Annotated in this window: 10 protein-coding genes and 1 pseudogene; 4 read left to right on the top strand and 7 right to left on the bottom strand. The window is 57.1% G+C overall.

From position 1 onward, the window contains the following. The 7 genes and pseudogenes from ABJH13_RS09065 to ABJH13_RS09035 form a co-directional block, all read right to left on the bottom strand. Positions 1-1,034 (bottom strand): annotated as a pseudogene (locus ABJH13_RS09065) (IS3 family transposase); the annotation flags it as partial. Positions 1,035-1,312: 278 nt separating this feature from the next. Next, positions 1,313-4,105: a bifunctional aconitate hydratase 2/2-methylisocitrate dehydratase gene (locus tag ABJH13_RS09060; protein ID WP_348405896.1), complete on the bottom strand. Its 2,793-nt coding sequence runs from the start codon at positions 4,103-4,105 to the stop codon at positions 1,313-1,315. 314 nt (positions 4,106-4,419) lie between these two features. Further along, positions 4,420-5,199 (bottom strand): carnitinyl-CoA dehydratase, encoded by a 780-nt coding sequence (locus tag ABJH13_RS09055; protein ID WP_348405895.1) that lies wholly within the window; start codon positions 5,197-5,199, stop codon positions 4,420-4,422. Beyond that, positions 5,186-7,252, bottom strand: coding sequence for an acetate--CoA ligase family protein (locus tag ABJH13_RS09050; RefSeq protein ID WP_348405894.1), 2,067 nt, complete (start codon positions 7,250-7,252; stop codon positions 5,186-5,188). Before ABJH13_RS09050 ends, ABJH13_RS09055 begins: the two co-directional genes overlap by 14 nt. A 1-nt stretch (position 7,253) precedes the next feature. Continuing rightward, entirely contained in the window at positions 7,254-8,414 is a 1,161-nt protein-coding gene (locus tag ABJH13_RS09045; protein ID WP_348405893.1) for an acyl-CoA dehydrogenase family protein, read from the bottom strand. A 241-nt stretch (positions 8,415-8,655) separates the two neighbouring features. Next, complete coding sequence (locus ABJH13_RS09040) at positions 8,656-9,411, bottom strand: class II aldolase and adducin N-terminal domain-containing protein (RefSeq protein ID WP_348405892.1); 756 nt, start codon at positions 9,409-9,411, stop codon at positions 8,656-8,658. A 69-nt stretch (positions 9,412-9,480) separates the two neighbouring features. After that, positions 9,481-9,900: a glyoxalase gene (locus tag ABJH13_RS09035; RefSeq protein WP_348405891.1), complete on the bottom strand. Its 420-nt coding sequence runs from the start codon at positions 9,898-9,900 to the stop codon at positions 9,481-9,483. A 50-nt stretch (positions 9,901-9,950) separates the two neighbouring features. On the opposite strand from ABJH13_RS09035, the gene ade reads away from it, so the two are divergent. From ade to ABJH13_RS09015, 4 genes are all read left to right on the top strand, one after another. Next, positions 9,951-11,753, top strand: coding sequence for an adenine deaminase (ade, locus tag ABJH13_RS09030; RefSeq protein ID WP_348405890.1), 1,803 nt, complete (start codon positions 9,951-9,953; stop codon positions 11,751-11,753). Further along, on the top strand, positions 11,750-13,213 hold the full coding sequence (locus ABJH13_RS09025) for an AMP nucleosidase (RefSeq protein WP_348405889.1): 1,464 nt from the start codon (positions 11,750-11,752) through the stop codon (positions 13,211-13,213). The genes ade and ABJH13_RS09025 overlap by 4 nt, the downstream gene beginning before the upstream one ends. A gap of 140 nt (positions 13,214-13,353) precedes the next feature. Further along, the gene (locus ABJH13_RS09020) at positions 13,354-13,641 is read left to right on the top strand and encodes an HU family DNA-binding protein (protein ID WP_348405888.1); all 288 of its coding nucleotides are present in this window, start codon (positions 13,354-13,356) and stop codon (positions 13,639-13,641) included. A 94-nt stretch (positions 13,642-13,735) separates the two neighbouring features. Next, entirely contained in the window at positions 13,736-14,137 is a 402-nt protein-coding gene (locus tag ABJH13_RS09015; RefSeq protein ID WP_348405887.1) for a GFA family protein, read from the top strand. The last annotated feature ends 5 nt before the right edge of the window (positions 14,138-14,142 follow it).

Below are 14,142 nucleotides of genomic sequence, written 5' to 3'. Positions count from 1 at the left end.
AATCGATGCGCCATGCAGTGATCAGTTTATGAGCATGTCGCAGGCTGCCGAACAGGTGCTCATTGAGGCATTCATCTCTCATACGGCCATTGAAGCTTTCCACGAACCCATTCTGCATTGGCCTGCCAGGCGCGATGTAGTACCCGTCGAGCTTACGCTCGTCTTGCCGCTTCAGGATCGCATTTGAGGTCAGTTCGGTTCCGTTGTCGCTGACCATCATGCAAGGGTATCCGCATTGAGGCGATCAAATCCAGTTCACGCGCAACACGGTCACCAGACAGAGACGTATCGACGACGGCGGCCAGACACTCCCGACTGAAGTCACCAATCACGTTCAGGATGCGGAACCTGCGGCCACAGGACAGGCTGTCAGACACGAAGTCCAGCGACCACCGCTGGTTTGGCCCCTGCGGGATCGGCCTCTCTCAGGATCGTGCTTTGCATGGCCCTGACGGGCAATGATTGGCGCTCTGGTGCCCACTGCGCGTTTGCGGCCGCCGCGCTTACGGACTGTTAACCCTTCTTCGCGGTAGATCCGATACAGCTTCTTCTAATTGACCTGCCAGCCCTCACGCTTGAGCAAAATGTGCAGCCGACGATATCCAAAGCGTCGTCGTTCAGACGACAGCTCCTTTAATCGCCCTCGCAGATCAGCATCTCTTGGCCGCTTCGACGTGCGCCGATAGACACGCGGATCGATCCCAGCCAAGGCGCAAGCACGTTTTTCAGTCATGGCCCAGCTCGCAGCTTTGCGTCGCGCACCGGGCCTCAAAAATTTTTCCCAGCATCTCCTTGAGCGTCGAAACGTCCATCATCTGCTCAGCCAGCAACTTCTTGTGTTTGGAATTATCAGCTTTCGGGGCTTTTATCTTCTTCACGTCAGGCACTTCCATACCGCCAAACTTGGACCGCCATTTATAAAACGCTGCATCGTTGACACCGCACTTACGGCACAGCTCCTTTGCGCCAAGCCCAGCCTGATGCTCTTTCAATATCCCGATTATCTGCTCTTTGCTGAAACGGCTTCTCTTCATCGTCTGTCTCCTTGTTGGAGAACAGGCTAACTCAAAACACCGGACTGTTCAGGGGAGCAGGTCAGATAAGATGGACCAGAAATCCTCCCTTATTCAAATCCTCAAATCTGTCCCGTAGGTGCTGACGTCAGACACCCCCAGATGCACAAACACCAGTTGCGCAAAGCTATACCCCCCTCACAGCATAAGACAAAATTCAGACGGCAGAATCTGAATTGAGACTCTTGTTTGGGGGATACACCCGGCATCCCCCAAACTCCCTAGGTCAATACCAACCGTTAGAAATGCGCCGACAACGTCCCAGCCGGTTTTTCCAAGGGCGGCGCAAACTTCGTCAGGTCGATCCCTTCAACGGCGGTTTTGTATTCCTCCAAGGTCGGCGTCCGCCCTAGAATTGCGGACAACACGACAACCGGTGTGGAGGCCAAAAGAGACTCGCCCGTTTTACCGTCTGCGTCTTCAACGACCCGTCCTTTGAACAATCGTGTAGACGTCGCAAGGACCGTATCCCCCTTTGCCGCCTTCTCTTGGTTGCCCATGCACAGGTTGCACCCCGGACGTTCGAGGTAAAGGATATTTTCATACTCCGTACGCGCGGTGTTTTTCGGCGCCGTATCATCAAATTCAAAACCAGAGTATTTTTGCAAGACAGCCCAATCGCCCTCTTCCTTCAGCTCGTCGATGATATTGTAGGTTGGCGCCGCCACGACCAAGGGAGCATTAAACGCGACTTCACCGTAAGTGCTTTCAAGGTTGCGCAGCATTTGCGCCACGATTTTCACATCGCCCTTGTGCACCATACAAGAGCCTACAAAACCAAGATCAACCTTCTTTTCCGCGCCATAATGCGAAATTGGCCGGATCGTATCATGCGTATAGCGCTTTGAAACATCTGCATTGTTCACATCAGGGTCCGCGATCATCGGCTCGATGATGGCATCTAGATCGACCACAACCTCGGCAAAATACTTGGCATTTGCATCAGGGGTTAATGCCGGTTTCGTCCCCGATTTGATTTCAGAAATCCGTTTGTCCGCGATGGCAATAAGACCCGCCAACATCTTGGCCGAATTGTCCATTCCCTTGTCGATCATGATCTGAATCCGCGCCTTGGCAATCTCAAGCGAGCCAACGAGCGTGTCGTCTTCCGAAATACAGATCGACGCTTTGGCCTTCATCTCGGCCGACCAGTCGGTAAAGGTAAACGCCTGATCCGCGAGCAACGTACCGATATGCACTTCGATCACGCGCCCCTGAAAGACGTTATCCCCGAACTGTTGCAACATCTGCGCCTGCGTCGCATGCACCACATCGCGAAAATCCATGTGGTCGGCCATCGCACCCTTGAAGGTCACCTTGACCGTTTCCGGGATTGGCATCGTTGCCTCCCCGGTTGCAAGAGCCAGCGCAACTGTGCCGGAATCTGCACCGAACGCCACGCCTTTCGACATGCGCGTATGGCTGTCGCCCCCGATGATAATCGCCCAGTCGTCGACAGTGATATCATTGAGTACTTTGTGGATGACGTCCGTCATCGAATGATAAACGTCCTTTGGGTCTCGGGCCGTGATCAAGCCGAATTTATGCATGAATGCCATCAATTTCGGGGTGTTCGCCTGTGCTTTTAGGTCCCAAACTGACGCGGTATGACAACCCGATTGATAGGCGCCATCCACGGTTGGTGACAGGGTCATCGCGGCCATCGCTTCGAGCTCTTGCGAGGTCATCAACCCGGTCGTGTCTTGCGAACCGACGATATTAACGGACACCCGCGCATCCGACCCGGCGTGCAATATCGTGCCCGGCTCCACACCAACGGCATTTGCGTTAAAGATCTTTTCGACCGCCGTCAGCCCTTGGCCAGCATGCGAGATCTCCTTGGAAGGTGCAAAGGCAGATTTCAACGGAATGCCCAGCGTTTCACAGGCGACACTTTGCAATTTCTTACCAAAGACAATCGCGTAGGATCCACCCGCCTTCATGAATTCCACTTTTTGTGGCGTGAAGGACGACGACATATCTACCAGCTCTTTCGCGCCAGTTTCGTCAAAGAGCTTTTTATCCTTGGTGTTGATGGTCAAAACCGTGCCCGTTTCGACAGAATATTTCTGTTCGAGGATCGGATTACCGTCATTGTTGATGATCGGGTTGCCGTCTGAACCAACCTTTTTCACCCAGTTTTTAAGGTCGACACCGATACCACCCGTCACCCCAACAGTTGTCAGAAAGATCGGCGAAATCCCGTTTGTGCCCGCAACGACAGGCGCAAAATTCACGAAAGGTACATACGGGCTGGCTTGTTTGCCCGTCCAGAGCGCCACGTTATTGACGCCAGACATCCGCGAAGATCCGACACCCATTGTGCCTTTTTCCGCGATCAACATCACACGTTTGTCCGGGTGCTGTTGTTGCAACGCTTGAATTTCCTGCTGCGCTTCGGGCGAAATCATGCATTTTCCGTGCAGTTCCCGGTCAGACCGCGAGTGCGCCTGATTGCCAGGAGACAGAAGATCCGTCGAAATATCACCTTCAGCGGCAATATACGTGACAACCTGAATGCTATCCTCAATCTCGGGCAGTTTGGTGAAAAATTCTGCGTCAGCATAGCTTTTCAGGATATCCGCCGCGACTGGGTTACCTGCCTCATGGGCAGCCTTTAGGCGGGCGGTGTCGGCGTCGTACAAAAACACCTGCGTTTTCAGAACTTCAGCGGCTTGCGTGGCGATCTCTTGATCATCGCCCAACGCCAAATCCAACAAAACCTCAACCGACGGGCCACCCTTCATGTGAGACAACAGCTCAAACGCGAATGCGACAGAAATATCCGACACATCAACATCACCCAGAACGATCTCTTTCAAAAACGCCGCCTTAACGCCCGCGGCACGCGTTGTACCCGGCAGCGTATTATAGATAAAAAAGTTCACAGACTCTGCATGATGCGGGTGCTGTGGGTCTTTGATCTGGGCTACGATTTCACGCGTGAGCGCGTCATCATCAATGGGCTTAGGATGCAGCCCTTGTGTTTTGCGTGTTTCGATTTCTTCGAGGTAGGCTGCATAAAGGCTCATAGCGATCCCAAACGTTAATTGTTTATGTGGCGTGGAGGTCAAGACCACTGCGCCTGACCACCCTCTGACTTATTTGTATACCGCGGTATACAAATTCAATATAAACTGCAAGCCGTATAGATATGACAACTTGCCTCGCATTTGAAAGGTGCCCGCCCTTGGCAGCCACACAAAGGACGGTGTGCCACAGCAATCATTTCCATGTCCCTAAAATATCCAAAATACAGCGCAAGCGATCAATGGTTGTGCATAAGACAACCCACATGCACGACCAACGTGGGTAACGTAGCCTGAAAACGGATATGGTCGGTGGCTTACCGCCCCTTCCAAACAGGGTCGCGTTTTTCGGCAAACGCGCGGGCACCCTCTTGTTGGTCCTCTGACGCATAAAGCGCATCCACGCTGGCCAACTGCCGCCCTGTAATCCGGTTCATCGCGTCCTGAAATTTGGCGTCTTCGGCATCGCGGACGATCTCTTTGATCGCCGCATAAACCAACGGCGGGCCACTTGCGATAAGCTCGGCCATAGCGCGCGCACGCGTCATCAAGTCAGCCGCCGGAACGATTTCGTTGACCAGCCCCCAACGGTGCGCTTCGTGAACATCAAACCAACGCCCCGTGATCAAAAGTTCCATCGCGATGTGATAGGGGATACGTTTGGGCAACTTGATCGACGCCGCATCCGCCACCGTGCCTGACCGGATTTCTGGCAAGGCGAATGTCGCATGATCCGCCGCAAGAATAATATCTGCGCTAAGTGCCAATTCCAGCCCACCACCGCAAGCGATGCCATTCACCGCCGCGATCACCGGTTTGTTCATACCGCGCAGCTCCTGAAGCCCGCCAAAGCCCCCCAAACCGTAGTCATCATCAACCGCGTCGCCCTGCGCCGCCGCCTTCAGATCCCAGCCGGGGCAAAAGAATTTCTCGCCGCCCCCTGTCAGAATTGCGACGCGCAACGCAGGATCGTCGCGAAATTCGGCAAAGACCTTCCCCATCTCACGGGACGTCTGCAGGTCAATCGCATTGGCCTTGGGCCGGTCCAGAGTGACCTCAAAGATAGCGCCGTTGCGTGTTGTTTTAATCGGGTTCATGGAGGGCTCCTCTAGGGGTATCTGTCTGACCAATTCGGATCAGTGCGTCAGCTGCGATAGCATGGGTGGTCGTGCATATCAGCGGGTTAATCTCAACTTCGGCGATCTGGCCCAAATGTGCCATCACACAGCTTTGCACGCCCATCACGGCGTCCACAATGGCGTCGATATGCGCTGCTGGCTGACCGCGAAACCCCACCAGCACTCGGTGGGTTTTCAGAGCCCCCAGCGCATCGCGCACATCGTGTCGCGTCACCGGCAACAATAGCGATACGCTGTCTTGCCAGATTTCCGTCAACACGCCACCCGTGGCCAAGGTCAACACATATCCGTGGGCTGCATCAATCGTTACTCCGACCAGCAATTCCGCGACACTGCCCTGCACCATCTCTTCGATCAGATATCCATTGGCCGACATGCTGCGCGCGGCGTCCTCTAGCGCATCATGCCCGAGCCCCAACCGCACGGCGCCTGCTTCTGACTTATGTGCAAAGCCTTGTCCTTTTAAGGCCAAAGGCGCCGTAAGACACACAGCCAAGACTGTCTCGGCCGCAGTATTGCAAACAACATGGTTGGGGATCTGTACGTTATGCACAGCCAACAAAGCCTTAGCTTCGGCTTCACTTAGCATCTGAACATACCGCGGCGTGCCAGCCACAAGCGGCGGTTCGGCATGGGGCTGCAGCTGGTGTGCGGCAACCTCGGCGGCGGCGATCGCTTCGCGCAGCCCACCAATGGGTACGACCCCTGCGGCCATCAATTCTGCCGCAACATCACAAGGCATCAGTTCTGGCAAGGTCGACACCACAGCAACAAGGCAATCGCCCCGCGCGCGCACCTGAATTGCGGCGTCGGTCGCACAGCGCCACTGGCCCGCGCCTGTATGGGGGTAATCCACGATGATCAACACCAACCCGATATGCGCCGCGGCCATTGGCACCCACGCGGCTGCCATCTTTTCGGCGTCCCCCCAAACATAGGTATGATAATCCAACGGGTTGGACAGCGCGACCTGCGGGCCCAGCGCATGGCGCAACGCCTGTGTCTGCCCCGACTTCAATGGGGGAAACGACAAACCCGTGCCCTTGACCGCATCCGCGATCAGGCTAGCTTCGCCTCCCGAACAACTGATACTGGCCAATGTCGGGCTGGCCAATCGACCAACGCAATGCAGCATCTTAAGGGTTTCGACAAACGTCGGCAAATCATGGACCCGCGCGATCCCCAAACGCGCCAGCAATGCTCCGGCGCCTGCATCACTGCCCGCAAGTGATGCGCTGTGCGACAATGCCGCCTGTTGTGCGTGTTCAGATGCGCCCACCTTCAGGGCAATCAACGGAATGCCGCGCGCCTTGGCCTTCATCGCCAATGCGTGCCATTCCGGCACCTGATCGAACCCCTCGATGTGCAACCCAATGGCGGTGACACGCGGATCATCCAGCAGGCTCGCGGCAATCTGCGCCTGTCGGGTCTGCGCCATATTCCCGCAGCACACAACAAAGGCGATCGGCAACCCGCGCCGTTGCATGGTCAGGTTCACCGCTATGTTAGAGCTTTGCGTCAAGATCGCCACGCCGCGATCAACCGGGCTGCACCCGTGCTGATCCGGCCACAACAACGCGCCGTCCAACGCATTGATAAACCCATAGCAATTGGGCCCCAGGATCGGCATGTCACCCGCCGCTGCAACCAAACGCGCCTGCAACGCCTTGGCCCCGGCATCTTCATTCGCGGCTTCGGAAAAGCCCGACGCAAAACAAACGGCTCCGCCTGCCCCCGCAAGCGACAACTGCGCGACGACATCGACAGTTGCCTGCCGGTTGACCCCGATAAACGTGGCATCCGGTGGCTGAGGTAAGTCCTCAACGCTGGCGACGGCAACAATGCCGTCCACCGGTGCGGGGTCTGGATGCACGCGCCAGATTGGCCCATTGAACCCCTGCGCACGGGCCGCACGCACGACGTTCGCACACCACGCGCCACCGCCCACAACCGCGATGGATCGCGGGTGTAAAAGGCGGGACAGATCGGCTGATTCATCTTCTGGTGCCATCTCAGGCCCCCAATGCGCGCAACAGATCCCGGCTAATAATATGGCGCTGGATCTCGCTTGTGCCGTCCCAGATCCGTTCAACGCGCGCGTCGCGCCAAAACCGTTCCAGCGGCAGATCATCCATCAGACCCATACCACCGTGCAGTTGGATCGCAGCATCCGTCACGCGGGCCAACATCTCTGACGCATAGAGCTTCGCGCTGGCGATTTCACGGTTCGCAGGCACCCCGCGATCCAACCTGTCGGCGCTGGCCAACGTCAGCAGATCAGCGGCATCGATCTCGGTGATCATATCCGCCAGCTGAAAGCTAACCCCCTGAAATTTACCGATAGGTTGCCCAAACTGTTGCCGGTCAGCGGCATAGCGCAACGCATAGTCAAACACCCGCCGCGCACGCCCGACGCTCATGGTCGCGACCGTGATCCGCGTGGCATAAAGCCAGGTGTTCATGACCTCAAATCCGCCATCCACCTCGCCCAAAACCTGCGCATCAGGCAGCCGGCAATCGTCAAATTCGAGGATCATATTTTTGTATCCGCGATGACTGACCGATCTATAACCATCTCGGATGGTAAAGCCCGGCGTGCCCCGATCTACCAGAAATGCAGTGATCCGTTTTTTGGGGCCTTTGTCGGTTTGATCCTCGCCTGTCGCGATGAAAACAATAACAAAATCTGCGTGATCTGCACCAGAAATGAAGTGTTTGGTGCCGTTGACCACCCAATCACCGCCATCGCGCCGAGCGGCACAGGTCATGCTGCGCACATCCGACCCCGCGCCCGGTTCGGTCATGGCCAGCGCATCCATACGGTCACCGCGGACGGCGGGCATCAGGTAACGTTCCACCTGCGCGCCTTCGCAGGCCATCAGGATATTTTGTGGGCGCCCAAAGAAGTGGTTCAACGCCATGGACCCACGGCCCAATTCGCGTTCGACCAGCGCAAATTCGAGGTGGTTCAACCCCGCCGCGCCAACAGATTCAGGGAAATTGCATGCGTAAAATCCCAACTCGATCGTCTTGCGTTTGATGTCCTGAGCAATTTCGGCAGGGACAGATCCGGTCTGTTCGACCAGTGTTTCATGGGGGTAGATCTCTTGTTCAACAAACTTGCGAACAGTATCTGCAATCATCTGATTTTCATCAGTCAAGCCATAGAGCATGGTGGTAAGTCCTGGAAAAGCGGCCAAAAAGACAAGCCCGCGCAAAGATGCATTATTTTGTTGATAACCACGATCCAAGGCACAAGGCGGTCGTGGAAAGACAGGTAAAACCCCACATTATGGGGGCAAAATACACCGCAACCTCGCAAAAAGATAAGTGCGGCGCGCGCGTTATCTGCGGGCTTTTAAGCGCCGCGTGCTTGTCCAACGTTTGAGATCATAGACCAAAGAGACCCGATCATCAGCTGGCATAGGTGCTGCCTTCTTCGTCCAAGATCGCCTTAAGTTCGGCCAAGTGCCGGGCATCCTGCTCTGGATAGGCTTCAAGTTCCTGCGCGGTCTTTTCCGCGATATCATCGGGCAATACCCGCAACGGCCGCCCCGTTTGTAGCGCCATGATATAGGTCATGCAGGCGCGTTCAAAATAATACAGCCGGTTGAACGTATCTGCGACGGTATCCCCCACCACCATGATCCCGTGATTGCCCATGACCATGACTTTCTTTTTGGGGTCGTCGAACAGGCGCGCACAGCGTTCGCCCTCTTCTTCAAAGGCCAAACCGCCGTAATTATCATCAACGACGACGCGATTAAAAAAAGTACAGCCATTTTGATCAACCGGGGGCAGACGGCTGTCGGCCAACGCCGCAAGGGCGGTGGCATAAGGCGAATGCACATGCATCGCGCAGCGCGCGTGCGGGCAGTGCCGGTGCATCCCGCCATGCAACCCCCATGCTGTGGGGTCGGGCGCATCTGGGCCTTGCAATGTGTCAGAGTTGTTTGCATCCACGACGATCAGGTCCGACGCCTTTATCCGGGAAAAATGCACTTGGTTTGGGTTCATCAAAAACCGCGTGCCATCGTCGTTGATCGCGAGACTAAAGTGATTGGCGACCGCTTCGTGCATATTCAACCGTACCGTCCAACGAAACGCAGCGGCCAGATCAACACGGTCCTGCCAATGGTCCATATTGGGGCGAATATGTGAAACAGACATCGGGTGCTCCTGTTGGTCTGCGGGCATTGAACCATGTCAAAATGCGACTGGCCAGCAAAAACACGACAGCTACAGCGGACGGCTGGGCACCCACGCATACCCGTTGGGGCACAGGATGTAAGCCTCGCGCAGGCCGTGCGGTTTGTCTGTCGGGGGCTGCAAGACCATCGCGTCGGCCTCGTGGGCACGCACAACCGCGGCGTCGGGGTCTGTGTCATAGAGCCGGATTTCGATCCCACCCCCGCGCGGTGGGTTTTCCGGTAGCAAGCCCAGCAATGGATTGGCCCCGTATGTCGCGTCGCTGTGCAGCTGAAACACCTGCTCGCCATAGGTTACAATCGCAAAATCGACGCTCAGGCGATGCACCTGCATGACAAAAACGTCCTGTAAAAACGCGCTGGTTTTTTGCACATCGCCGACCAAAAGGTTCAAACCAATGCCACGCAAACTTTTGCCGAAATCCTCGGGCGATACTGTTTCGTAGTCCATTCCTGTCGCTCCCCGCTTGAACATCCTGAAAACCCATGGCACCGTGGGACATGACGCTTACATCTTTTCCAACATGGCCCCAATCCGCAGCGCAGCTTATTGCCGTTGCCACGGGCCGCGCACCCGCCGATATGGTGATACAGGGCGGCAAGTGGGTCAATGTCCACACCCGCGAAATCCTTGAAAACCACGACATCGCGATCGTTTCTGGCCGCATCGCTTGTGTGGTGCCGGATGCGTCCCATTCTGTCGGGCCCGACACGCAGATCATCGGCGCGCAGGGCCGCTTTATGGTTCCGGGCCTCTGCGACGGGCATATGCATATCGAAAGCGGCATGCTGACCCCGGCCGAATTTGCCCGCGCGGTGATCCCCCATGGGACCACGTCGATGTTCACCGACCCGCATGAAATCGCCAATGTGCTGGGCCTCGACGGTGTGCGCATGATGCATGACGAAGCGCTGCTGCAACCCATCAATATTTTCACACAGATGCCATCCTGCGCGCCCTCTGCACCGGGCATGGAAACCACCGGGTTCGAAATCTCGCCGCAAGACGTGGCCGAGGCGATGTCATGGCCGGGCATCATCGGGCTGGGTGAAATGATGAACTTCCCCGGCGTGTCCAACGCCGACCCCAAAATGCTGGCCGAAATCGCGGCAACGCAGGACGCGGGCAAAACCGTCGGCGGGCACTATGCCTCCCCCGATTTGGGCCCCGCCTTTGCGGGTTATGTGGCGGGCGGCCCGGCGGATGACCACGAGGGCACCTGCGAGGCTGATGCCATCGCGCGCATGCGGCAAGGGATGCGGTCGATGATCCGGCTGGGCTCGGCGTGGTATGACGTCGAAACCCAGATCACCGCGATCACGGAAAAGGGGCTCGACCCGCGCAATATGATCCTGTGCACCGATGATTGCCATTCGGGCACGCTGGTCAATGACGGCCATATGAACCGGGTCGTGCGTCATGCTATCGACTGCGGGTGTGATCCGCTGATCGCGCTGCAAATGGCCACGATCAATACCGCCACGCACTTTGGGCTGGAACGCGAGATTGGCTCGCTGACACCGGGGCGGCGCGCCGATGTGATCCTGACCTCAGACCTGAAAACCCTGCCCATCGAAACCGTGATCGCGCGGGGCCAGATTGTGGCTGAAAATGGCACCTGTGTGGTTGAATGCCCGCATTTCGACTGGCCCGACAGCGCGCGCCAGACGGTGCATATGGGCAAGACACTGGCCGCGGATGATTTCACCGTGCCCGCCCCGACGGGCGCCAATGCGGTGCGCGCCAATGTCATCGGCGTGGTGGAAAATCAGGCCCCGACCAAAGCCTTGCAATTTGAACTGCCGGTGACCGAAGGCCGCGTGCAAGCCACCGGTGATGTCTGCCAAATCGCGCTGGTCGAACGCCACCGCGCAACGGGTCAGGTGACCAATGCGTTCGTGTCGGGCTTTGGCTATGACGGGCCGATGGCCATGGCCTCGACCGTCGCGCACGACAGCCACCACATGATCGTTGTGGGCACCGATACCGCGCATATGGCGCTGGCCGCCAACCGGTTGGGCGATGTCGGCGGCGGTATCGTGATCTTCAAGGATGGCGTCGAACTGGCGTTGGTTGAGCTGCCGATTGCGGGCCTGATGTCAGATCAACCCGCCACACAGGTTGCCGCCAAAACCGAGCAGATGATGTCAGCGATGCGCGCCTGCGGGTGCACCCTGAACAATGCGTATATGCAACATTCACTGTTGGCATTGGTTGTTATCCCCGAATTGCGCATCTCGGACCTTGGCCTTGTAGATGTGCGTAAGTTTGAATTTATTCCAGTGATCGAGCCTATTTCATGACCAACATCCTAACCCCCGACGCCCCGGCCCCCCAAGAGTTTCGCGACCCAAAGGCCGCAGTGGCGCGCCTCGAAGAGCTTTACTCCCAAGCGACCGTATTTTTGTGCCAGAATTTCAGCACCGCCATCACCAAAGGCGCGCCCCCCGCGCGGATCCGGGCCTTTTACCCCGAGGTGTTGTTCAAAACGTCTAGCTACACGCAGGTGGACACGCGGCTTAGCTTTGGCCACGTTTCGGCCCCCGGCAGCTTTCGCGCCACAATCACCCGGCCCGATTTGTTTCGCAGCTATCTGACGCAGCAAATCGGCCTGCTGATCGAAAACCACGATCAACCCGTCACCATCGGGGCCTCTGCCACGCCGATGCCCGTGCATTTTGCTGTCGCGCATGAGGCAAATCTTACGGTTCCGCAGGATGGCGCCGCCGATTTCACCCTGCGCGATGTCTTTGACGTCCCCGACCTGACGACCACCAATGACGATATCGTAAACGGTACCTACGTGTCGCCCGATGGCATTGACCCTTTGGCCCCGTTCACAGCCCAGCGGGTGGATTATTCGCTGGCCCGGCTGTCGCATTATACCGCCACAGACGCCGCGCATTTCCAGAACCACGTGTTGTTTACAAACTACCAATTCTACGTGTCAGAATTCGAAAACTACGCGCGAGCGCAGCTGGATGACCCTGCGTCCGGGTACACCGCGTTTGTATCAACCGACAACGCGACCATCACAGCCGGGGATCAACCGTTGGACGCCCCCACCAAGACCCCGCAGATGCCGACCTACCATCTCAAACGCGCAGATGGGTCCGGCATTACGTTGGTCAACATTGGCGTAGGCCCGTCAAACGCCAAAACCGCCACCGATCATATCGCCGTGCTGCGGCCGCATGCGTGGTTGATGGTGGGGCATTGCGCCGGGCTGCGCAATTCGCAGGCCTTGGGGGATTTCGTCCTGGCGCATGGGTACCTGCGCGAAGACCACGTGTTGGATGCTGATCTGCCGCCGTGGGTGCCTATCCCCGCGCTGGCGGAAATTCAGATCGCGCTGGAACAGGCCGTGGCGCAGGTGACCAACCTTGAGGGGTACGAGCTAAAACGGATCATGCGCACAGGCACCGTCGCCAGCTATGACGACCGCAACTGGGAGTTGCGCGACCAATCCGGCCCGGTGCAACGCCTCAGCCAGTCGCGCGCCGTCGCATTGGATATGGAAAGCGCCACAATCGCGGCCAATGGATACCGGTTTCGTGTGCCCTATGGCACGTTGTTATGTGTGTCCGACAAGCCCTTGCATGGCGAATTAAAGCTACCCGGAATGGCATCCGATTTCTATAAAACACAAGTGGCGCGCCATTTGATGATCGGCATTCGTGCCATGGAACGCCTACGCAGCATGCCATTGGAACGCATCCACAGCCGCAAATTACGCTCCTTTGACGAGACAGCCTTCCTTTGAAGGACAAAAACCCAATAAAATAGGCAATTTCCACATATTTGTTCTTGCATTGCTCTACTAATCGTTGTGTTCATACACAACATCCGGGTAAATTTCGGACATGAGGCCCAACTCAACGGGCACCGAAGGAGAGCAAGAACATGGCGAAACCAATGACAAAGACCCAACTCGTCGCGGCACTGGCCGACGAAATGGGCGGTGACAAAAAATCCGCAGGCGCGGCCCTCGAGGCCGTTTGCAACCTGATCACCAAGGAAGTTTCCGGCGGTGGCGCAGTCACGTTGCCTGGCGTTGGCAAAATCTATTGCCGCGAGCGCCCCGAGCGTATGGTGCGCAACCCTGCCACCGGCGAACAGTTCAAGAAAGACGCGGACAAGGTGGTCAAAATGACCATCGCCAAAGCGCTCAAGGACAGCGTGAACGGCTAATAGCTGCGCATGCAAGACGGTTTGAGGGTCGCCTTCGAGCGGCCCTTTTTTATGGCCCTCTGTTTGGGTATCATATGCGCAAGGAGCACCCAACATGACGGAACTGACAGGCGGATGTGTGTGCGGCGCAGTGCGGTTTGTGGCGACGGGGCCGCCGCGCCGGGTTGGGGTGTGCCATTGTCTTGATTGTCGCAAGCACCACGGGGCAGTATTTTATGCTGCAGCGATCTATGCGCAGGCCGCTGTTGCGGTCACTGGCACGCCCGCACAATACGCAGGCCGGTTCTTTTGTGCGACCTGCGGGTCGTCGGTTTTTGCCCGCAGCGACGATGAAATCGAACTACATCTTGGCGCGCTCGACAGCCCGAACCAGCTGATGCCAACCTATGAAGGCTGGGTCACCCACCGCGAGACATGGTTGCCGCCGTTTACCGACATGGCACAACATAAATGCGGACGTCTGGCCGATGACGCCACCGACCCAGACGACAGCTAGACGGC

It is taken from the genome of Roseobacter sp. (assembly GCF_039970775.1).
Taxonomy (GTDB): domain Bacteria; phylum Pseudomonadota; class Alphaproteobacteria; order Rhodobacterales; family Rhodobacteraceae; genus Roseobacter.
This window is presented reverse-complemented; position numbering and strand designations above follow the sequence as displayed.